This window comes from Pseudarthrobacter sp. KH_020_B (genome assembly GCF_057840185.1).
In genome coordinates this window covers 3,335,639-3,357,041 of record NZ_CM174506.1, presented here as the reverse complement: position 1 = coordinate 3,357,041, position 21,403 = coordinate 3,335,639, and the positions used below count along the sequence as shown (strand labels likewise).

The 21,403-nt window shown below is 65.9% G+C and carries 18 protein-coding genes; 12 read left to right on the top strand and 6 right to left on the bottom strand.

Annotation, left to right across the window (positions count from 1 at the left end; translation table 11 throughout):
- Window positions 1-18: 18 nt before the first annotated feature.
- The 5 genes from AC3IT0_RS15440 to AC3IT0_RS15420 all read left to right on the top strand — a co-directional run bounded on the left by AC3IT0_RS15440 (window position 19) and on the right by AC3IT0_RS15420 (window position 6,713).
- The gene (locus AC3IT0_RS15440; protein ID WP_489320608.1) at window positions 19-2,766 is read left to right on the top strand and encodes a hypothetical protein; all 2,748 of its coding nucleotides are present in this window, start codon (window positions 19-21) and stop codon (window positions 2,764-2,766) included.
- Between the two features lie 51 nt (window positions 2,767-2,817).
- Window positions 2,818-3,855: an L-glyceraldehyde 3-phosphate reductase gene (mgrA, locus tag AC3IT0_RS15435; RefSeq protein ID WP_489320607.1), complete on the top strand. Its 1,038-nt coding sequence runs from the start codon at window positions 2,818-2,820 to the stop codon at window positions 3,853-3,855.
- A gap of 158 nt (window positions 3,856-4,013) precedes the next feature.
- Entirely contained in the window at window positions 4,014-5,099 is a 1,086-nt protein-coding gene (locus AC3IT0_RS15430) for an inositol-3-phosphate synthase (protein WP_489320606.1), read from the top strand.
- Between the two features lie 178 nt (window positions 5,100-5,277).
- Window positions 5,278-5,682, top strand: a complete 405-nt coding sequence (locus tag AC3IT0_RS15425) for a hypothetical protein (protein ID WP_489320394.1) — start codon at window positions 5,278-5,280, stop codon at window positions 5,680-5,682.
- A gap of 32 nt (window positions 5,683-5,714) precedes the next feature.
- Window positions 5,715-6,713: a transposase gene (locus AC3IT0_RS15420; protein WP_489320605.1), complete on the top strand. Its 999-nt coding sequence runs from the start codon at window positions 5,715-5,717 to the stop codon at window positions 6,711-6,713.
- A 32-nt stretch (window positions 6,714-6,745) separates the two neighbouring features.
- Here the strand turns inward: AC3IT0_RS15420 and AC3IT0_RS15415 are convergent, their stop codons facing one another.
- From AC3IT0_RS15415 to mshA, 3 genes are all read right to left on the bottom strand, one after another.
- Window positions 6,746-7,705: a DUF559 domain-containing protein gene (locus tag AC3IT0_RS15415; RefSeq protein ID WP_489320604.1), complete on the bottom strand. Its 960-nt coding sequence runs from the start codon at window positions 7,703-7,705 to the stop codon at window positions 6,746-6,748.
- A gap of 97 nt (window positions 7,706-7,802) precedes the next feature.
- Window positions 7,803-9,491, bottom strand: a complete 1,689-nt coding sequence (locus tag AC3IT0_RS15410; RefSeq protein WP_489320603.1) for a formate--tetrahydrofolate ligase — start codon at window positions 9,489-9,491, stop codon at window positions 7,803-7,805.
- A 121-nt stretch (window positions 9,492-9,612) separates the two neighbouring features.
- On the bottom strand, window positions 9,613-10,887 hold the full coding sequence (gene mshA, locus AC3IT0_RS15405) for a D-inositol-3-phosphate glycosyltransferase (protein ID WP_489320602.1): 1,275 nt from the start codon (window positions 10,885-10,887) through the stop codon (window positions 9,613-9,615).
- Between the two features lie 194 nt (window positions 10,888-11,081).
- Here mshA and AC3IT0_RS15400 point away from each other — a divergent pair, with 194 nt between their 5' ends.
- A complete protein-coding gene (locus tag AC3IT0_RS15400; protein ID WP_489323818.1) occupies window positions 11,082-11,531 on the top strand; it encodes a GNAT family N-acetyltransferase in 450 nt (149 codons plus the stop codon).
- Here the strand turns inward: AC3IT0_RS15400 and AC3IT0_RS15395 are convergent.
- Window positions 11,528-12,946, bottom strand: coding sequence for a family 4 glycosyl hydrolase (locus tag AC3IT0_RS15395; RefSeq protein WP_489320601.1), 1,419 nt, complete (start codon window positions 12,944-12,946; stop codon window positions 11,528-11,530). The two genes, AC3IT0_RS15400 and AC3IT0_RS15395, sit on opposite strands and share 4 nt — an antisense overlap.
- Window positions 12,947-13,016: 70 nt before the next feature.
- On the opposite strand from AC3IT0_RS15395, the gene AC3IT0_RS15390 reads away from it, so the two are divergent.
- The 6 genes from AC3IT0_RS15390 to tsaD all read left to right on the top strand — a co-directional run bounded on the left by AC3IT0_RS15390 (window position 13,017) and on the right by tsaD (window position 18,372).
- The gene (locus tag AC3IT0_RS15390; RefSeq protein WP_489320600.1) at window positions 13,017-14,108 is read left to right on the top strand and encodes a carbohydrate kinase family protein; all 1,092 of its coding nucleotides are present in this window, start codon (window positions 13,017-13,019) and stop codon (window positions 14,106-14,108) included.
- Between the two features lie 80 nt (window positions 14,109-14,188).
- The gene (alr, locus tag AC3IT0_RS15385) at window positions 14,189-15,439 is read left to right on the top strand and encodes an alanine racemase (RefSeq protein ID WP_489320599.1); all 1,251 of its coding nucleotides are present in this window, start codon (window positions 14,189-14,191) and stop codon (window positions 15,437-15,439) included.
- The gene (gene tsaE / locus AC3IT0_RS15380; RefSeq protein ID WP_489320598.1) at window positions 15,436-16,038 is read left to right on the top strand and encodes a tRNA (adenosine(37)-N6)-threonylcarbamoyltransferase complex ATPase subunit type 1 TsaE; all 603 of its coding nucleotides are present in this window, start codon (window positions 15,436-15,438) and stop codon (window positions 16,036-16,038) included. The genes alr and tsaE overlap by 4 nt, the downstream gene beginning before the upstream one ends.
- Window positions 16,038-16,709, top strand: a complete 672-nt coding sequence (gene tsaB, locus AC3IT0_RS15375; protein ID WP_489320597.1) for a tRNA (adenosine(37)-N6)-threonylcarbamoyltransferase complex dimerization subunit type 1 TsaB — start codon at window positions 16,038-16,040, stop codon at window positions 16,707-16,709. Before tsaE ends, tsaB begins: the two co-directional genes overlap by 1 nt.
- 53 nt (window positions 16,710-16,762) lie before the next feature.
- Window positions 16,763-17,242 carry a ribosomal protein S18-alanine N-acetyltransferase gene (gene rimI / locus AC3IT0_RS15370; RefSeq protein ID WP_489323817.1) on the top strand — a complete coding sequence of 160 codons (480 nt, stop codon included), beginning with the start codon at window positions 16,763-16,765 and terminating at the stop codon, window positions 17,240-17,242.
- On the top strand, window positions 17,239-18,372 hold the full coding sequence (gene tsaD, locus AC3IT0_RS15365; protein ID WP_489320596.1) for a tRNA (adenosine(37)-N6)-threonylcarbamoyltransferase complex transferase subunit TsaD: 1,134 nt from the start codon (window positions 17,239-17,241) through the stop codon (window positions 18,370-18,372). The genes rimI and tsaD overlap by 4 nt, the downstream gene beginning before the upstream one ends.
- A 189-nt stretch (window positions 18,373-18,561) precedes the next feature.
- Here the strand turns inward: tsaD and AC3IT0_RS15360 are convergent, their stop codons facing one another.
- Window positions 18,562-19,497 carry a PDDEXK nuclease domain-containing protein gene (locus tag AC3IT0_RS15360; protein WP_489320595.1) on the bottom strand — a complete coding sequence of 312 codons (936 nt, stop codon included), beginning with the start codon at window positions 19,495-19,497 and terminating at the stop codon, window positions 18,562-18,564.
- A 620-nt stretch (window positions 19,498-20,117) separates the two neighbouring features.
- Window positions 20,118-21,269 (bottom strand): glutamate--cysteine ligase, encoded by a 1,152-nt coding sequence (locus tag AC3IT0_RS15355; protein ID WP_489320594.1) that lies wholly within the window; start codon window positions 21,267-21,269, stop codon window positions 20,118-20,120.
- Window positions 21,270-21,403 lie beyond the last annotated feature (134 nt).

The window sequence follows — 21,403 nt, the reverse complement described above, 5'->3', positions numbered from 1 at the left end:
CGGGCGATGGAGGCCGTCATGGGTGACCCGGTGACCAGCGCGTCCAAGGTTCCTGCCACGCTTGAACTCCGCATCCACGGCATCCGCAATACGCCGCCCCATGAGCTCCTCAGCTGCGACCTCGCTGACGTCACCAGGGTTCAGGGCGACGAACTCGGCGGTTTCTTTACGACAAAGGCACCGTCTGAGGGGCCAACCTATGTGGAAGCCTACAGTTGGGGAAAGCTGGCACGGACGGCGCCGGTTGCCAGTACTTTTGGCAAGATCGGTGCTGTTGCAAGCAACCTGGCCTGGTTTATGCTGCTGCCCTTCGGTCTGGCTAATGCGGCCTACTGGGCACGGAGACTGCAGCAAGACGGGCGCAGGGGAGACAGCCACCTCGCGGCAGGAAACGGGGCGGGTACGGCGCGGCTGTTTGCGCTACTTCTGAGTCTGTTCTACGCCGCAGCGCTGTGCACGGTGGCCTTCGACCTGCTGGCTGTGCAATGCTTCCGGCACCTTGGAGGTGTGGCCGGCGTGTCCGTATGCAGCCAACTTCCTGGCCCTGCCGACATGCTTCGGGACCTGACAAGGGGCCAGCGCCTGACTGTGATGGCATCAGTGCCGCTGCTGGGCATGGGCCTGCTGTTCGCCATTTCCCTCTTGTCCAACGCCAAATACCGACGGCGAACACTGCGGCTCGAAGCCCGCGGTCCGGGGGAAACTGTAGCTGGCGCCGTCAAACCTCCCATTCTTGCCGCTTCCGGATTCTGGGACCGGCAGTTTGTTTCTTCGTCCACAGGAGTCCTCCACATCGCGGCATGCTTTTCATTCGTAGCGGTCTTGATCAACGCGGACTCTGTCGCAGCTCTGCGGTCCCCCGGCTGCACCGGGGCGGGCCAGTGGTTCAACGCCGCCTGTATTTCTGAACCCCTGCGCCGCGCGGGTGAACGTGCGGTGGAAATGGCGTTCCTTCTGATAGGCGGTCTTCTGCTGCTTACGGTGGTCGTTTTGGTTGTGGCGTGGTCATCGGAAGTCCGCGCACCGGTCAAAAAGGCGCTCCAGCGAAAGCAAGCCGCCGGCGTAGTCATGGTGGCTGTGGTGTTGCATCTGGCTGTAACACTCGGCATCGCCTGCTTCGCGACGCCGGACGACACAGTCACCCGGGCCTTCGCCGGCACCCGCGTGGCGCCTCTGGTACTCCTCGCGCTGCTGACCATCCTGAGTTTGTCGTCTGCCGTAACGCGCTCGGGGGTGCGGGCGAGCAGGGCGCTCGTGCTGATCTCGATATCCACTGCGGCCTTGCTGGCCTGGTCCCTCATCCCCGGAAATGACCTTATTCTTCTGGTTCCAGTTGTGGCGGGGCTGGTGCTGGCTGTGGACCTCCTCAGAATGCGTCAGCGCAGCATTGCCGATTTCGAGCACGAAGGTTGGTTCGGCTTTGGACCCGGGGTATTCATGCTCCTGGCGGTCATGTTTGCCTCGTTCCTCAGCGGGAGCCTTGTGGTGGGCGTCGCCGAATTTCTGCGGAGTCCGCGAACTGTGGGCCAGGTCCTCGCGCAAAATCCGGTATGGCGATCTGTCACCGAGAGCACCGTGCTGGGAGAGATCACTGTGCCCACGGCGTACCGGATGTTTGCGGGTGTCCTGCTGGTGGCCATCGTGGTTGCTGTGGCGGTGGTTGTCTTTTGGGCCGTGGTGCATCTGTTCAGACGCCGCATCATTGCGTACCCGAGCGCCTATGATTCCGGCGTCGGAATGCCTCCCGGCGAGCCCGGGGAATTCGGGCCCCGCAAGATGCCGGAATCGCTTGAGCCGCGGCTGCAAAGGGTGGCAGACAGGCAGAGGTGGTCCTCCTTGACGCAGCGCGGTGAGCCTGCCGTCTGGATCGTGGTCCTCCTGGTGTGGTTGGCCGTGACAGTCAGCATGGCCGCCAGCGCGGCGCGAGGCCGCACGTCCAACGATTCCGCACTGCAGGCGTCGTTTAACGACGTTGCCGTATTCGTGAACCTGAATCTCGCCGGCTGGGGAGTGGTGGCAGGTGCTGTCCTGGTGCTGGGGCTCGCCATTGGAAACGCCGCGTCCTCCAAGGACCGTCCGCTCTCGCTCATCTGGGACATCATCTGCTTTCTTCCGCGGGCGGCGCATCCCTTTGCACCCCCTTGCTATGGCGAACGAGTGGTTCCGGAACTCAGCGACAGGATGGCTGAATGGTTACAGCCGGCAAACCGGAAAGACGCCCAGATTGTGGTTTCGGCACATAGCCTAGGTGCCGTCCTGGCCATCGCGGCTTTGTTTCATCTGAAGGCGACGTCGCCGGAAACGGACTTCACGCGAATCCGTCTGCTCACGTACGGGGTCCAGCTCCGGTCCTACTTCGGGCGGTTCTTTCCCGAACTGCTGGGACCAGCCGTGCTCAGCACAGCGCCGTCGGCAGGTCCCGCCTTACGTCGGGCAGATCCGTGGACTAAGCAGGTGTCACTGGATTTCGCACTGGCCAACGAAGTGCACGTGACCGAGCACGGGAAATACTCACTCGCGTCCCTACTCAACGGGGACTGGGGCGAAGAGAAACCCAGCCCACCCAAAAATCACTGGATCAATATCTGGCGTCGCACCGACTATCTGGGCTTTCCCATCGACTCTTTCTGCTCTGGCGAAGGTCAGCGGGACCGCATAGCTGAGGAGATCGAGCCCAGCGGTTACATGGAGGAAGTCGCGACTCACGACAACTACCTTTCGACCGCTGCCTACACAACGGCCCGGAACACCCTGATTTCCACGTAGCCCGGGGCCTTGCGGTCTGTAGCGCGCGTCACAGATGGCAGGATGGTATGTATGACTTATTCAGCCGCGGAAAACCGCTATGAATCCATGCCCTACCGCCGCGTCGGACGCAGTGGGCTGAAGCTGCCGGCCATTTCCCTGGGTCTGTGGCACAACTTCGGCGACGACAAGCCCTTCGAAGTGCAGCGCGCCATCCTGCGCCGCGCCTTCGACCTGGGTGTCACCCACTTCGACCTCGCGAACAACTACGGCCCGCCCTACGGCGCCGCCGAAACCAACTTCGGCCGCCACTTCAAGGACGACTTCAAGCCGTACCGTGACGAACTCATCATCTCCAGCAAGGCCGGCTACGACATGTGGCCAGGCCCCTACGGCAACTTTGGCTCCCGCAAGTACCTGCTGGCCAGCCTGGACCAGTCCCTGGAGCGCATGGGCCTGGACTACGTGGACATCTTCTACAGCCACCGTCCGGACCCGGAAACGCCGATGGAAGAGACCATGGGCGCCCTGGACCACGCAGTCCGCTCGGGCAAGGCCCTGTACGCCGGCATCTCGTCCTACACTCCGGAGCAAACCCTGGAAGCGGCCCGGATCCTGAAGGAACTGGGTACGCCGCTGCTGATCCACCAGCCGAGCTACTCCATGCTGAACCGCTGGACCGAGAACGGCAGCCCCAACCTCTACGAGGCCTTGGAGCAGGTGGGCGCCGGCTGCATCGCCTTCTCGCCGCTGGCCCAGGGGATGCTCACGGGCCGCTACCTCAACGGCGTGCCCGCGGATTCCCGGGCAGCGCAGCAAAAGTCCTTGGATGAAGCCATGATCACTCCCGAGAACCTGGACCGCGTTCGCGGGCTCAACCGGATCGCCGAGGGCCGGGGCCAGACGCTGGCGCAGATGGCGATCGGCTGGATCCTCCGCGACCAGGGCAAGGGCTCCTCCGTGACCTCCGCACTCGTTGGCGCTTCCAGCGTCCGGCAGCTCGAAGACACCCTGTCCGCCATCGACAACCTGGACTTCACCGCCGACGAGGTCAACGCCATCGACGAGTTCGCCGTTGAGTCGGACATCAATCTGTGGAAGCAAAAGTAACCGCGTAACGCTTCGGTTGGCGGGGGCCGGGAACAATCCCGGCCCCCGCGTGGTTGGGTAAGATGAAATGGCGCCGAATGGCGCACTGCCAGCGTGCCGCCGTCGTACTTTCCGGTACTGACCGTCCTGGCGGCTGAGGTTGTCTTCAAAGGAGTTCCGTGTCTGCAAATCCGATTCGTGTTGCCATCGTTGGTGTGGGTAACTGCGCCGCCTCGCTCGTCCAGGGCGTGCAGTATTACCGTGACGCCGATCCCAAGGCCACGATCCCGGGTCTGATGCACGTGGAGTTCGGCAAGTACCACGTCAACGATGTCCAGTTTGTTGCCGCTTTTGATGTTGACGGCAAGAAGGTGGGCGTGGACCTCGCCGACGCCATCCTGGCCAGCGAGAACAACACCATCAAGATCGCCGAGGTGCCCCCCACCGGCGTGACCGTCCAGCGCGGCCACACCCTCGACGGGCTCGGCAAGTACTACCTCGAGACCATCGAACAGTCCCACGAAGAGCCCGTTGACATCGTCGCCGCGCTCCGCGAAGCCAAGGCCGACGTTATGGTCTGCTACCTTCCGGTTGGTTCCGAGGATGCTGCGCACTTCTACGCCCAGGCTGCCATCGACGCCGGCGTGGCGTTCGTCAACGCCCTGCCAGTCTTCATTGCCGGCACCAAGGAGTGGGCCGACAAGTTCACCGCCGCCGGCGTCCCGATCGTGGGCGACGACATCAAGAGCCAGATCGGCGCCACCATCACGCACCGCGTTATGGCCAAGCTCTTCGAAGACCGCGGCGTCACGCTGGACCGCACGTACCAGCTGAACGTCGGCGGCAACATGGACTTCAAGAACATGCTGGAGCGCGACCGCCTGGAGTCCAAGAAGATCTCCAAGACCCAGGCCGTGACCTCCAACGTTGAAGCCGAGCTGGCGGCCAGGGACGTCCACATCGGCCCGTCCGACTACGTCCAGTGGCTCGACGACCGCAAGTGGGCCTTCGTCCGCCTCGAGGGCCGCAACTTCGGTGACGCGCCCGTGTCGCTGGAATACAAGCTCGAAGTCTGGGACTCACCCAACTCCGCCGGCGTGATCATCGACGCCATCCGCGCAGCCAAGATCGGCCTGGACCGCGGCATCGGTGGCCCGCTGCTCTCCGCGTCGAGCTACTTCATGAAGTCCCCGCCGGAGCAGTTCAACGACGACCTCGCCCGTGAAAAGGTAGAGGCCTTCATCCGCGGCGACGTCGACCGCTAGACGCTCTCTCACCTTTGGTGGGTTTTTGACGGACGCTCTCTCACTTTGGTGGGGGAGCGTCCGGCGCTTAACACCCCCTGCGACGCTCTCTCACTTTTGGGGCGTTTCTGACGGACGCTCCCCTCTCCGTCAAGCTGGTTGTGAGTCATTCATTAACCGTTGATTGAAGGAGCCGGCGATGGCCGTTGATAACAAGGGTTTTACGCGTGAAGAGATCCGTGAGTTCATGCATGAGTACTATTTGCAGCCGCACGGGACGAGGAAGCAGTGGCTTGCCTCGAAGTCCATTTCCGACTGGACGTTCCGCAGGTGGCGCACGATGATGGTCCAGGGCGATATCGACCGGGGCCTGATTCCGCGAGAGCATGGGGGCATGGTCCCTACAAATCGTGAGCTCTCCGCGTTTGAAAAGGCACGCGCGAAGGAAATGGCTGGCCACCGTGCCGAAGTCGAAAAACTCCGGAAGCGGGTCCAGGAGCTGGAGGATACGAATTCCGCGCTGGGAAAAGCTATAGGGCTCTTGCACGAGTTGAGCGCGCCAGAGCCCGATACAACCCCGACGAGCGCTCAGAACGATTCATAGCGGCCGAGAACAGTCCTGTCCTGGCGCTGCATGTGATCACCGGCTCCCAGCGGACAGCGCTCGAGCTGGCGGGCGTGTCGCGCGGGACCTGGCTTTACCGGTTCAATCCCCGTCCTGCGGTGCAGGACCCGATCCACCAGGCCGACCGGGCCTACGAATGCCGGATCAGCACCGCGCATCACGACCGGATCCTGGGGCTCATCCTGGCCGGTTGGGAGAAGGGCAACTCCGTTGACCATGCCTTCGCCACAGCCTGGGACAACGGGGTGCTGCTCGCCTCCAACCGCACTTGGTGGCGGATCGCGGCAGGGTACGAGGATCAGCAGGCCCGCCCAACCTTCCCGCGCAAGCGTGGGGGCAAGCGTGGTTCGGTTGAGAAGCCGGTGGTCAAGGCCACCGGACCCTGCCAGGTCTGGTCTTGGGACATCACCGACGTCTATTCCAAGTGGCAGGGGAAGGTTTTCAAGGTGTACTCCATCATGGACATCTTCTCCCGGGAGATCGTCGGTTGGCGGGTGGAGGAACGCGAGTCCGACCACCTCGCCGCGGAGATGTTCGAGACAGCCATCGCCCGGCACGGCGCCCCGCGCATGGTGCATGCCGATTCAGGCCCGGCCATGAAATCAAACCTGCTCCGTGACTCCCTCACCGCCCACGGCGTGGAACTCAGCCATAACCGCCCGTACGTCTCCAACGACAATCCCTTCTCGGAGTCAGGCTTTCGCACTATGAAATACCGGCCCGGCTACCCCCGGATCTTTGACGATCTCGAGGCCGCCAGGGAGTACCTCACCGGCTATGTGCACTGGTACAGCACCGATCACAAACACTCCGGTATCGCACTGTTTTCACCATCACAAGTCCACGACGGCTCTTGGAAAGAGCTCTGGGACAAGCGAGACAGAGTCCACCAGGACTACTACGAACGACACCCAGGAAGGTTCCGCCAACGACCCACCACACCGGCCCCCGCCAAATACGTCGGGATCAACCTGCCCGAGACCAAAACACCCCAAAAACTAGCCCAGTGACTCCACACAGCTTGACAACTTTCGCTCTCTCACTACATCGAACGCGAAAAGCCGGACACGACGGCGGGATCCACCCAGGCGGACCGCAGTTCCCTTTTGATCATCCTGCCGGCGCGTTCGAATCCGTCGGCCAGATCATCCTTATTGAAAAGGAGGACCGTCCAGCCAGCGGCTTCGAAGGCCTTGTCCCGTCGCCGATCGCTGAGCCGCTGTTTGGGCGCGAGGTGATGGCCGCCGTCGTACTGGATGGCCACGCGCCGGTGACGGTATCCCAGATCCGCCGACGGCGACAGCGGGTCTGCCTCCCGCAGCCTGAGCTGAAGCTGGGGCTCGGGGATCCCGGCGTCGAGCATTGCCAGACGGAGCAGGGTCTCCGGGCCGGAATCCGCTCCCACACGCATGAGTTCCAGGGCCTCGCGGGCGCGGACGATTCCCTGCAGGTTTTTGTGCCGGTTCATCAGGGCGCGCAGTTCTTCAACGGTGGCAAACGGTACGTCGCGGCCTTCAAACTCCTGCCGGGGCAGCCGGATCAATTCGTCGCCCAGGCAGACAAGGTCCTTCAGCGGGACAACCCGGGCCATGTCCAGCCACGTGCGCGGCCGCGTGCTGATGCGGATTCCGTCAACCGATTCGACCTCGTCATCAGCCGCGGTCACCGTATGCCCGATCACGCCTTTGCGCCGAACGCTCGGCAGGGAACGCGGCTTGCTGAGATGCAGTTCCGTGGAGTCGGAGAGCCACGGTGGAAGGCATGAGCTGCGAAGGCGTGCCGCCGTCACGTGCGAGATCCAGGCACCCGGAGTGGCTGCCGAGAGCGCACGGGCGGCCGCCTCAAGTTCGAAATCCCACTCAGCGGGGCGGTACAGTCCCCGGCTGACATGCTCGACGTCGGGCCGGAGAAGACGATTCCGAGGGACGCCTTCCGCTCTGGCGTACGCGAGCGTGAACGGGGCTGATGCCAATGTGGCGGGAAGCGCAGTCTGCGTGTGCATACCGGCATTGTTCCTCAGAGTGGCCGTTGCCCGCAGAAGTTATCCACAGGTGAGAGAGCGTTGCCTGAAAGGGCTCCAAAGGTGAGAGAGCGTTGTATCAGAAGAGGCCGACCGGGTTGCCGTGCGCGTCGACGTCCATGCGCATCGCGGCGGGCTCCTTGGGCAGGCCGGGCATCGTCATCACGGCACCGGTCAGGGCCACGATGAAACCCGCGCCGGTCTTCGGGATAAGGTCGCGCACGTGGATGGTGAAGCCCTTCGGAGCACCCAGCCGGGAGGCGTCGTCGGTGAAGGAGTACTGGGTCTTGGCCATGCAGACGGGGAATCCGGACCAGCCGTTCTTGTCAATGTCGGCCAGGCGCTTCAGCGCGGGGACGGAGAACTCCACGCCGTCGGCACCGTAAACCTCCTGCGCGATGGTCCGGATCTTTTCCTCCACAGGCAGGTCCAGGGCATACAGGTGCCGGAAGCTGCTGGGTGCAGCAACCGCCGCCGCCACCTTCGCGGCCAGCTCGTCGCCGCCGTCACCGCCGCCGCCCCGGCCCCAGACGTCCGCCACCGCGGCCTGGACTCCCTCCGCCGCACACCACTCCAGCAGCCAGTCCAGCTCCTCTGCGGTGTCGGACGAAAACCTGTTGATGGCCACCACCGGCGCCACCCCGAATTTCTCCACGTTGTGCACGTGCCGCCGGAGATTCGCGACGCCGGCTTGCAGCGCCTCAAGGTCGGGCTCAGTCAGCCGGTCCTTGGGCACGCCGCCATGCATCTTGAGCGCCCGGATCGTCGCCACCACCACGACGGCGGACGGCGCCACGTCCGCGATGCGCGCCTTGATGTCCATGTACTTTTCGGCGCCGAGGTCCGCCCCGAAACCGGCTTCCGTGACGACGATGTCGGCCAACTGCTGCGCGGTTCGAGTGGCCATGAGTGAGTTGCAGCCATGCGCGATGTTCGCGAAGGGGCCCCCGTGGACCAGGGCGGGCGTCCCCGCGATGGTCTGGACGAGGTTCGGCTTGAGGGCGTCCTTGAGCAGCATGGTCAGGGCTCCCTGGACGCCAAGGTCCGCCACTGTGACCGGCCGGCGGTCGTAGCTGTAGCCGAAGGTGATTCGGCCCAGACGCCCGCGAAGATCGTCGAGGTCCGTGGCCAGGCAGAAAACGGCCATGATCTCGGAGGCTGCCGTAATGTCGAAACTGTCCTGGCGCGGCACTCCCTGCGCTGGCCCGCCAAGGCCGATGACCACTTCTCGGAGCGAGCGGTCGTTCATGTCCAGGACGCGCTTGAAGGTCATGCGCCGCGGATCGATGTTGAGCTCATTCCCCTGGAAAATGTGGTTGTCCACGAGGGCCATGAGCGCGTTGTTGGCCGAGGTGATCGCGTGGAAGTCGCCGGTGAAGTGCAGGTTGATCTCGTCCATGGGCAGGACCTGGGAATAGCCGCCGCCCGCCGCACCGCCCTTCATGCCCAGAACGGGGCCCAGCGACGGTTCACGCAGCGCGATCATGACGTTGTGGCCCGCACGCGCCAGTGAGTCGGCGAGTCCCACAGTGGTGGTGGACTTGCCCTCGCCAGCGGGGGTGGGTGACATGGCCGAGACGAGGACCACTTTGCCCGCGGGCTTTCCGGCGAGGAGCCGCAGCCGGGCGGGGTCGATTTTCGCCTTGTACCGCCCGTACAGCTCCACGGCATCGGCGCTGATTCCTGCTCGCTCTGCGATCTGGTCGATCGGCAGTATGGCGGCCTTTTGCGCAATCTCAAGATCGGTGAGGACCTCGTTTTCAGACATCGATGTCCTTCGGCTCTATGCGGAACACTGTGCGCGACAATCTATCAGCCGGAAGATTCAAAGGTGAGAGAGGGTTGGGGGAAAACGGCCTAAAGGTGAGAGAGGGTTGGGGGAAAACGGCCTAAAGGTGAGAGAGGGTTGGGGAAGCCGGGATCAGCCGGCTTGCCAGTTGCTGTTCGACGGCGGCGTGGTACGTTTCCAGCGTGATGGCGGCAGTGCGGTTCCACCCGAGGTTCTCCGCGCGGATGGCCGCGGCCCGCCCCATATCTGTACGCGTATCCGGATCGTCGTACATGGCTTCGAGCGCGTCCGCCCAGTCCTTGGCGTGGTGCCCGTCCACCAGCAGCCCGGTCCGGCCATGGCAGATGGCGCGGGACAGTCCGCCCACCCGGGTGCCCACTACGGGCGTCCCGCAGGCCTGCGCCTCAATGGCCACCAGCCCGAACGACTCACTGTAGGAAGGCATCACCACAACGTCGGCCGCCCGGAACCAGGACGCCAGATCAGCCGCGCTGACCGGGGGAAGGTGCGTGACGACGTCGTCCATTCCGGACTCCGCAATCAGGTGCCGGAGATTGAAGTCCTTGTTCCCGCTGAGGGCGCCCAGGATGGTGAGCCGGAGATCGATCTCGGGGCGCCGGGCCCGCAGCAGTGCCGCGGCTTTGAGCAGGACCTGTGGGCCCTTCAGCCGCTGGATACGGCCGGCGAAGACCAGGTGGAACGTCTCCGGCGAAACGCCCCGCTCCGCCCGGGACCGGGCCCGGAACGCGGGAGTAAAGGTGCTGAGGTCTACGCCCGGCGGCGCCACGTCGATCCGGTCGTAGTCGGCACCGTAGTGGGACACCAGCTCTTCGGCTTCGGCGGTGGTGTTGGCGACCAGCCGGGCGGCGCCGTCGACGATCCGGTGCTCGCCGTCTTCACGCCGCCGCGGCTCTGGCTGTTCGCCGGACTCCAACAGGAGGTTCTTGACCTTGGCCATGGTGTGCATGGTGTGGACGAGCGGCACGCCCCAGAGTTCCGAGAGCTCCAGGCCGGCGATCCCGGACACCCAGTAATGCGAATGGATGACGTCGTAGCGGCCGTGCGGCTGCCGCTGGCGGATCTGCTCGATCTCGGCCACCAGGTGGTGCAGCAGTTCGGGCAGTTCTTCCTTGGGGATCTTCCGCGTCGGCCCGGCCAGCACATTGTGGACGCAGACGCCGGGGGCCGGATGTTCGACGGCGGCCTGCTTGGCGGAGGTGGAGCGCGTGAAGATCTCCACTTCCATGCCGGTCTCGGCCAGCGCGGAGGCCAGTTCCCGGATGTAGACGTTCATCCCGCCGGCATCGCCGGAGCCTGGCTGCTCCATCGGGGAAGTGTGGAGGGAGAGTAACGCGACCCTGCGGATCAATGTCATGGCTTCTCCTTCCCAGCGCCGGCGCGGCGGGGGCCCCGCTGTTGTGCACTCGGTAAAACACTACTCCTGCCGCTCCCGGGCGGCCTCCCGGCACCTGCCCGGCTGCTAACGTGGCGCGTGTGAATGCAGCCACAACCCCGCCCAGTTCCGCAGAATACTCGATCCGCCCCGCCACGGCCGCCGACTGGCCCGGCATGTGGGAGGTGCTGGAGCCCGTCATCCGGTCCGGCGAGACGTTCACCTGGGACCAGGACACCACAGAGGCCGACGCCCGGGCCCGCTGGTTCAAGGACGCCCCCGGCCAGGCCTTTGTGGCTGTGACGGCCGACGGCGCCGTGATCGGCACCGGCGAGCTGCACCCCAACCAGGGCGGCGCCGGCAGCCACGTGGCCAACGCCGGCTACATGGTCAACAGCGGCCACGGCGGCAAAGGCGTGGCCCGGGCTTTGTGCGCCTACTCCCTGGAGGCGGCACGGAACGCGGGCTTCCGGGCCATGCAGTTCAACGCCGTGGTGGAAAGCAATGTCCGCGCGGTGGCTGCCTGGCAGGGGATGGGCTTCGAAATCCTCGCCACTATCCCCGAGGCGTTCAAGCACCCCACCCTCGGATACGTGGGCCTGCACGTCATGTACCGGAGGCTCTAGCGCCAGAGCCTGGGCAGCGCGGGGAACGCGTGCTCGTAGCCGGCCAGCAGCTTGGCGCCCAGGGCGGGGGAGTCCACGAGGGGATGACGACTGAAGGCGTCGACGGCGGCAGCCCGGTCTCGGTAGGTCGCCGCCCGGACTGTGAGCCGCTCCACGTCCTTGACGCGCCGGAGCAGGGTGAGTTGCTCGGGTCCCGGGGCTGACTGTGGAAGCGGCACCGCGCCGTCGGGCGTGACGGTGCAGGGGACCTCGACGACGGCGTCCGCCGGCAGTCCCGGAATGGCCGATTGGGGGGTGGTGCTTCCGCGGGCGGTCACCCCGCCAGGATCGGACAGAAGAGTGTTCGGCGTGTTGAGGATGAGCTGGGCGTTCCCGGCCCCCGCCAACGCGCGCATCACCGCCAGGGCGACGCGTTCGTAGCCGCCGCCGGCGAGGTCGTCCTCGTCGCGCTGCTCGCCGTGGGTCCGCGCCTCGGCGAGGTAGCCTTCCTCCCGTGAGCGGCGGGCGGCGTCCCACAGCCTGTAGGCGTCCGCCCCGGCAGAGGCGAGCCGCGGGTACAGGTCGGCCTGCTGGTGGTGGATGGATTCCCCGCGGGTAACCGGCATGGCGCGCATGGCCGCGGCGGCGCTTTCCCGCTGGTAGTAGTAATAGAGGTATTCGTTGGGCAGGGCGCCGAGGTCCTTGAGGAACGGCTGCGGGAAGAGCCGGCCTTCCTCGAAGGTACTGAGGGCGGCAGGGTCCGACAGCAGGCCGGGCAGCAGATCCTGGCCGCCGGACTCCAGCCGGTAGAGCCAGCCCAGGTGGTTCAGACCGTAGTAGCCCACGCCGTCGAGCCTTCCGTCCGGCAGCGCCAGGCCGGCGGCGCGGGCCGCCCGGTGCACCAGCCCGCCCGCGGAATCGCAGATCCCGATGACCCTCCGGCCGAGGACAGGCAGCAGGGCTTCGGTGACCATGCCGGCCGGGTTGGTGAAGTTGATCAGCCAGGCGTCCGGGCAGAACTCCCGCATCTGCCGGGCCAGGTGCAGCATCTCCGGGATGGTGCGCAGCGCGTAGGAGATGCCGCCCGCGCCGGTGGTTTCCTGGCCGAGCAGGCCAAGGTCCTGCGCCACCCGTTCGTCGTTGATCCGGCCGGCCGTGCCGCCGGGGCGGATGGCGGCGAACACCAGGTCTGTCCCGGCCAGGGCCTCCGGCAGGGACGTGGCGGTGCGCACGGCTGGCGGCCGGGCACCTAAGGAAGGGTCGCCGTCGCCCGTCTCCGGCATGGCGCGAAGCACCGCGCTGATGGCGCTGAGGCGGGCGGGGTCGACGTCGAACAGCACCAGTTCGGTGACCAGCCCCGCAAACGCGCCGGAGGCTAGCGCCCGGTACACAAGCGGCACGCGGAATCCGCCGCCGCCGGCAATCATAAGCCGCATAGTCAGCAGTCTAGGGGCCCGCCGGGCGCGCCCCTACCGCCCGACGGCGGCAGGGCGTAGTGTGCCGGACATGGACGCCACCCCGGACCGCCGCTTCGATCCGCTCTCCACCGTCCGCACACCGTCCGACGGCGGGTTTGACCTGCTGCTGGCCGGCACGGTTTTCCAGGACATCATCTTCACGGGACTGCCGCACGCGCCCGAGCCGGGCACCGAAATCTGGAGCGAGGGGATGGGAAGCTGCCCCGGCGGCGTCGCGAACCAGGCCATTGCCGCGGCGAGGCTGGGACTGCGCACGGGACTGGCAGCCGCATTCGGGGACGACGGCTATGGGGACTACAACTGGAAAATCCTGGCCGGGCAGGAACACGTGGACCTGAGCCTGTCGCGCCGCATCCCGGGGTGGCATTCCCCGGTCACCGTCTCGCTCAGCGTCCACAACGACCGTTCGCTGGTGACGCATGGCCACCCGGCCCCCGTCACGTCGTCGGAACTGATCGGTTCGCCGCCGCCGGCGCTCGCCGGCATTGCCGCGTTGGACGATGAGATCGAGCCGTGGGCGGTGGCCGCACACCAGGCGGGGGTCAAGCTGTTCGGGGATGTGGGTTGGGACCCCAGCGGGGAGTGGGCTCCGGTGCGGCTGGAGAACCTGCAGTATTTCCATGCTTTCCTGCCCAACCAGCGGGAGGCCATGGCGTTCACGGGGAAGGACAATCCGTGGTCCGCGCTGTACGCGCTGGCGGACCGCGTGCCCGTTGCCGTGGTGACGCTCGGTGCGCAGGGTGCCATGGCCGTCGACTCGGAAACCGGGGAGGAGGAGTGGGTGCCGTCGCTGCCGGTGGCCGCCTACGATCCCACGGGAGCCGGCGATTGCTTTGACGCGGCCTTCATCGTGGGCAGCCTGGCCGGCTGGCCGCTGGGCAACCGGCTCCGCTTCGCCAACCTCTGTGCCTCCCTGGCCGTGCAGGAGGTGGGCGGGTCGCTGGCGGCGCCCGGTTGGGGCGACATCGCCGACTGGTGGAAGCGGGCCAACTCCAGGCCGGAACGCCAGAGCAGCCAGTGGCTTCGCCGCTTCGGTTTCCTGGAAGACATTGTCAGCGACGTGCCGCTGGCGGCGCAGCGCCGGGCCACCGCCACCATCGCGCACCTGTCCGACGCCTGAGGGCAGCAAGGGGAGGCTCAACGAGGGCACCCCGGCGGCGCGATTATCACGCCCCGAGCGCCCGCACTAGAATCACTAGGGTGACTTATCCCGTAACAACCGGTGACTTCAGCGCGGCCTCAGGAACTGATCCTCTGTACGAGCGGTCCGCCGTGATCGACCTGGACGCCATCCGCCACAACGTGCGCCGGCTGGCGGACGCGGCCTCGCCCGCCAAGGTCATGGCCGTGGTGAAGGCCGACGCGTACGGACACGGCGCGGTTCCCGTGGCCCGGGCCGCCCTCGAAGCCGGCGCCTCCTGGCTGGGCGTCGCACATATCTCCGAGGCACTGGCACTGCGGGCCGCGGGCATCGAGGCGCCGCTGCTGGCCTGGCTGCACACGGCGGAAAGCAACTTCGCCGCAGCGGTGGCTGCCGGCGTCGACATTGGCTGCTCAGGCTGGGAACTGGACCGGATTGTGGCCGCCGCGCGTGACCAGGAGCGTCCCGCACGGATCCACCTGAAAGTGGACACGGGCCTGGGCCGGAACGGCGTAGCACTCGACGCCTGGGACCAGCTGCTCGGCGAAGCCATGGAATACCAGGACCAGGGCCTCCTGCGGGTGGTGGGCATCTTCTCGCACCTGTCCGTGGCGGATGAACCCGAACGGCCGGAAACCGACGAACAGCTGGCGGCTTTCCGCGAGGTGCTGGCCGTGGCCGAGGACGCGGGCGTGGACCCCGAAGTCCGCCACCTGGCCAACACCCCGGCCACGCTGTCCCGCCCCGATACCCACTTTGACCTGGTCCGCGTGGGCCTGGGCATTTACGGCCTCTCGCCCTTCGAAGGCCAGACATCCGCCGAACTGGGCCTCCGGCCCGCGATGACGTTGCGCACCCTGGTCTCCCAATGCAAGCAAGTCCCCGACCGGCAGGGCGTCTCCTACGGCCTGCGCTACCACACCAGCGGCCCCAGCACCCTGGCACTGATCCCGCTGGGCTACGCCGACGGCGTTCCCCGCGTCGCCACCGGCGGTCCCGTGCGGGTGGCCGGCCGGACCTATCCCGTGGTGGGCCGGATCGCCATGGACCAGATGGTCATCGACCTCGGCAACATCGGTACCGCCGGCGCGGACCTCTTCGGCGCCGAGGCGGTGCTGTTCGGCAACGGGGACGACGGCGGTCCCACGGCAGATGACTGGGCGGTCGCCGCCGGCACCATCAACTATGAGATCGTGACCAGGATCAGCCCGCGGGTGCCGCGCCGGTACATTAACGACATCGCCGCCGTCGAGCGTTCCCCCGACGGTCCTGACGCCGGCAATCCCGACGCCGGGCAGGCAACACCGTGAGCGTGCCGGGGGTGGCGGAGCGGCCCAACTGGGAAGAGAAGCTGAAAGTCACGACGGCGGACCAGACGCACGCGCTCGGCGCCGCTTTAGGGGCGAAGATGCAGGCCGGGGATCTGTTGGTGCTGACCGGCGAGCTGGGTGCCGGGAAAACCACGTTCACGCAGGGTCTGGGCGAAGGCCTGGGCGTGCGCGAGGGCATCATCTCGCCCACGTTTGTCCTGGTCCGCATCCATCCCAACCTGCCCGACGGCCCGCGGCCCGGTGGCCCGGACCTGGTGCACGTGGACGCGTACCGGCTGGGATCGGCGTCGGAAATTGACGACATTGACCTGGAAAACACGCTGGACTCGTCCGTGACCGTGGTGGAGTGGGGGCGCGGCCGGGTGGAGCACCTGACCGAGAGCCGGCTGGAAGTAGACCTGCACCGTGCGATCGGGCTGGACGCTATCGGCGCCGCGGAACCAATCCCCGGCCACACCGAAACCCTGGACTTTGACACCGAGGACGACGACGAACCCCGCACTATTCTGCTGCGCGGCTTTGGTCCCCGCTGGAGCGCCAAACCTGTCCTCGGCGGCGCCTTCGAAGGGACACCCTGATGCTCATTCTCGCCATCGACACGTCCGCCGTGGCCAGTGCGGCGCTGGTCTCGGACGACGCCCTCGAAGGCGTGGTAGCCAGCTTCTCCACCGAGGACACCCGCAGCCACGCCGAGGTACTGGCCCCCGGCATCGAAGAACTGCTGGCCTCCGCCGGCGTCACCGGCCAGGACATCGACGCGATCGTGACGGGTGTGGGCCCGGGGCCGTTCACCGGCTTGCGCTCGGGGATCGCAACCGCCCGGACGCTCGCCTTCGTCTGGAACAAGCCGCTGTACGGGCTGATGAGCCTGGACGCCGTGGCGCTGGAAGTCGCGGAGTCCACCGATGCCGCGGCCGAATTCCTGGTGGTCACCGACGCCCGGCGCAAAGAGGTCTACTGGGCGCGGTACAGCCTCGCCGACGGCCAATTGCCGCAGCTCGAAGACGGGCCGCACGTCGGCTTCGCCGCCGATCTGCCGGACCTCCCCGCCTATGGGGCCGGCGCCGGACTCTACCGTGATGTGCTCCGCGCAGACCCGGGCTTCAGCAATGAGCAGCCCGACGCCCTCTACCTCGGACAGTTCGCCTTGGCCCGGCTGGCCTCTGGCGGACAGCTGCTCGACTCCACCCCCCTGTACCTCCGGGAATCCGACGCCCAGGTTCCCGGGCCGCGGAAGCGGGCCCTGTGAGCACACCGACCAGCACTGACCGTTCCAGCGCTGACGGAGTGGTCTTCCGGGACATGACCCTGGAGGACGTGCCCGCCGTGAACGCTCTCGAACAGCGGCTGTTCCCGGCGGACGCGTGGCCGCTGCACATGTTCCTGTCCGAACTGTCCCAGCCGGAAACCCGCCGCTACCTGGTGGCGGAAAGCGGCGGGGGCATCGTGGGCTACGCCGGCCTGATGTGCATCGAGCCCATCGCGGACGTCCAGACCATCGCCGTCGTGCCTGAATTCGAAGGCCGCGGCATCGGCTCGGCCCTCCTGACCCGGCTGATCGACGAGGCCCGGCTCCGGAGGGCGGCGGACGTCCTCCTGGAGGTCCGTGCGGACAATCCGCGGGCCCAGCAGCTGTACGTGCGGTTCGGCTTCGAACAGATCCACGTCCGCCGCGGGTATTACCGCGACGGCGTCGACGCCCTGATCATGCGGCTGGCGTTGGTCCCCGAAACCGCTCCCGCAACCCAACCCGACCCCACAACAGAAGCAGGCCAGGCATGAACCGCTCGCAGCCCGTGGTACTGGGCATCGAATCCTCCTGCGACGAAACCGGCGTCGGCATTGTCCGCGGCACCACGCTGCTCACCAACACGGTGTCCTCCTCCATGGACGAGCACGTCCGCTTCGGCGGAGTGATCCCCGAGATCGCTTCCCGCGCGCACCTTGACGCCTTTGTCCCAACTCTGCGCCAGGCCCTCGCCGACGCCGACGTGACGCTGGAGGACGTGGACGCCATCGCCGTCACCTCGGGCCCGGGCCTTGCGGGCGCCCTGATGGTGGGCGTCTGCGCGGCGAAGGCCCTGGCCGTGGCCACTGGAAAACCGCTGTACGCGATCAACCACCTGGTGGCGCACGTCGGCGTCGGGCTGCTGGATGGAAAGCACGACGGCGGTGCTGCCGCCGCCGTGGCGGCCGGGCTCGGCCACGGTGGCCGTCTCCCGGAAAACCTCGGCGCCCTGCTGGTCTCCGGCGGGCACACCGAGATCCTGAAGATCAACAGCATCACCAGCGACGTCCAGCTCCTCGGCTCCACGATCGACGACGCCGCCGGCGAAGCCTACGACAAGGTGGCCCGCATCCTCGGCCTCGGCTACCCGGGTGGCCCGGCCATCGACAAGCTGGCCCGCACCGGCAACGCCAAAGCCATCCGGTTCCCGCGCGGCCTCAGCCAGCCCAAGTACATGGGCACCGCCGAGGAACCCGGAAAGCACCGCTACGACTGGTCCTTCAGCGGACTGAAGACCGCCGTCGCCCGGTGTGTGGAGCAGTTCGAGGCCCGCGGCGAGGAGGTTCCGGTGGCCGACATCGCGGCAGCTTTCCAGGAAGCCGTGGTGGACGTGATCACCTCCAAGGCCGTCCTGGCCTGCCGCGAACACGGCATCAAGGACGTCCTCCTGGGCGGGGGAGTGGCGGCCAACTCCAGGCTGCGCGAACTCACCGGGCAGCGCTGCGCGTCCGCCGGAATCAGACTCCACGTGCCGCCGCTGGACCTGTGCACGGACAACGGCGCCATGGTGGCGGCCCTCGGTGCGCAGCTGGTGATGGCGGGGATCGGGCCCAGCGGCATCCGCTTCGCCCCGGACTCCTCGATGCCGGTCACGGCGGTTTCGCTCCCCGCCTTCGGCGGTTGAGCCCGTCGAAACCGCCGTCGACCAACCTCCGGTGGTTGAGGCTGTCAGCTGGGCGCAGAGGCTTTGATTTGGGTGAATCGCCGCAAGTTACCCTCTGCCAATTCGTCTGACCCCTTCACCGATCCACGGGACTTCGGGCCATGCACCCGCACCAGCGCTGCGCTGATCCATTCAGGCTTCTATCACCTGCTACTGGTCGTTTGTGTCCGCGACTGTGCCCTGCTCGAGTGCTGCGGTGATCGCCGCGGGAGACGGCAACGCGGCTTTCTCCTCCGGCGGAAGTGAGTCGTAGGTGTACGAGCTGACGGCAACAGGCTGGGATGAGCCGTCAAGTGCGTACCTGACCGTTGGTTCGTGTTTTGAACTGCAGACAAGGATTCCCACCGTGGGGGCCATTCCCGGGAACCTGACTAGGTTGTTCACGGCCGCGACATAAAAGTTGAGCTGTCCCAGGTGTTCCGGCCTGAATTTTCCTGCCTTGATCTCCACGACCACGAATCTGTTGGTGGGTACGTGTACCAGGAGGAGGTCGATGTAGAAGTTCTCGCCTTCTACATCGAGGTGATGCTGGCGGCCATAGAATGCAAACCCTCGGCCGAACTCTGCCAGCGTTTGGGACATGCGCTGTGTCATGGCCTGTTCGATAGCCAGTTCCTGAGCCTCTGACGTCAGACCGAGGAAATCGAGTACCAAGGGGTCTTTGGCGACCTGCCTGGCCAGATCAGCCTCGTCGCCGGGCAGACGTTCCTCGAGGTTGTTTGGAGCGGCTCCGAGGCGTCGGTGGAGTCCAGTGGCGATTTGGTGCTCAAGGACTTCAAGCTTCCAATTCTGTTCTACTGCCGTTTCGGCATACCAGTCGCGGAGCTCGGGGTCCTTGATCTTGAGCAGCTCGACAATGTGTCTCCATGGAAGCAGACCGACTCTGCTGCGGACTTCTGCCTGCGACAAGTCCCAGGCGGCGGCGAACGACCGCATGTAGAACAGGTTCGATCGGGAAAAACCGCGCATGTTCGGGAAGGACGTCTTTAAATCTGCCGCGAGGCGCTGCAGTACTTTACTCCCCCACGGTTCCTGCGCCTGTTGCTGCAGGATCGTGGCTCCGATGCCCCAATACATTTCGACCATCGCGCTGCTTGCCGCTTGCTGTGCACGTATTTGGGCGGAAGCAACCAGTGTCTTCAGGGATGCGAGGGTTCCGGCATAGCCGCTGGGCAGGTCAGGCTCAATTGTGGGCACGCCCCAACCCTAACTGCTTCCCTCTGACAGGAGCCGGATCGGGGCCATCGCTAATTGTCCAGAGTTCTCTGGACAATTGACTCCGGCCCGCTTTCGCCCCATGACGGCTCCGAATCGTCCAGAGAACTCTGGACCATTCGGGACGTTTGATCGCGACGTAGGCAGTCAGTGGCATGCGCGCCAAACCGGTGCCCCGAAGACGGCCGGTTAAATGCGGTATGTCGCGGCCGTGTATTTGGAAAGCAACCTGAAATGCTCAGGCACGGGTAGCATCGATGCTGATTCATCTTCCCGGCCGGTCCGTGTTTTGGCTGCCGTGGTCCTGCCACGCTTCGGCAAGGTCACCCCGACCCCTGAACCGCGGTGTAGCCGGTGGGCAGGGCGATCTCGCGGGCGTCAGTCATGCGCATGATTCTATGGATCCGAGCCAGTCTGGTCAGGGCAACAGGAGATGCCTGTGGATAAGCGCGAGTTTGATTGAGGCACCAGGCAAGACGGTGGGAACGAACCTACCCCGTCGGGCCGTTCCGCATCTGCTTGACCAGGTCCAGCACCACGGCCTGCAGGTCGCCGCCGTGCTCGGCGGCGACGCGGCGCTGGCGCTGGTACCCGGCGCCGCGGCGGATGATCTTTTCGACGTCGGCCAGCTCGTCAGGGCAGCCGAGCTTCGCAGCCACCGGCTCAAGCCGGTTCAACGTCTCCACCAGGTGGTCGGTGACCAGCCTTTCGTTGCCAGCGGCGTCGAGGATGACGATGGCCTCCATGCCGTAGCGGGCGGCACGCCACTTGTTCTCCTGGATGTGCCACGGCGGCATGGTGGGGATGGTGCCGCCATTGTCCAGCGTGGTGGAAAATTCATCCACCAGGCACTGCGTGAGCGCTGCAATGGCGCCCACTTCCTCCAGGGTGGCCAGGCCGTCGCAGATGCGCATTTCGATGGTGCCGAGGTTGGGAACGGGCCGGATGTCCCAGCGGATCTCGGACAGGGTGTCGATCACGCCGGTGGTGAACATGTCCTGGACGTAGGACTCGTATTCGTCCCAGGACGGGAACTGGAACGGCAGGCCCGCCGTCGGCAGCTGCTGGAACATCAGGGCGCGGTGCGACGCGTAGCCGGTATCCTCGCCGCCCCAGAACGGGCTCGACGCCGAGAGCGCCTGGAAGTGCGGGAAGTAATTGACCAGGCCGTCCAGTACGGGGAGTGCCTTTTCGCGGCGGTCCAGGCCCACGTGGACATGCACGCCGTAAATGACCATCTGCCGGCCCCACCACTGCGTCCGGTCGATGAGCTTGGCGTACCGGGCCTTGTCCGTCACAGGCTGGAGCTGCGGCGGGCTGAACGGGTGGCTACCGGCGCAGAAAACCTCCACGCCCATCGGATCGGTGATTTCGCGGACGGCGGCCAGGGACCGGCTGAGGTCTTCCTTGGCTTCGGCGACAGTCTCGCAGATGCCGGTGACCAGTTCCACGGTGTTGAGCAGGAGTTCCTGCTTGATGTGCGGGTGCTCGTCGTCTTCGTTGAGTTCGGGGTGCTTGGCAACGACGCCGCTGAGTACTTCGTTGGCCACCGATGCCAGTTCGCCGGTCTGGCCGTCCACCAGGGCCAGCTCCCATTCCACACCAAGAGTTGATTGCTTCGATGAAGCGAAATCAATCTTCATGCGTTCCCCTAACTGTTCAGATATCCCCGGGCACGCGCCGCATTCCAGTCTAATGCAGGGGTAGCATCGACTTGATGGCCTTGCTCCTGTGGACCCGTGACAGTATTCACAAAACCACCCTCCTTATTGCGGCC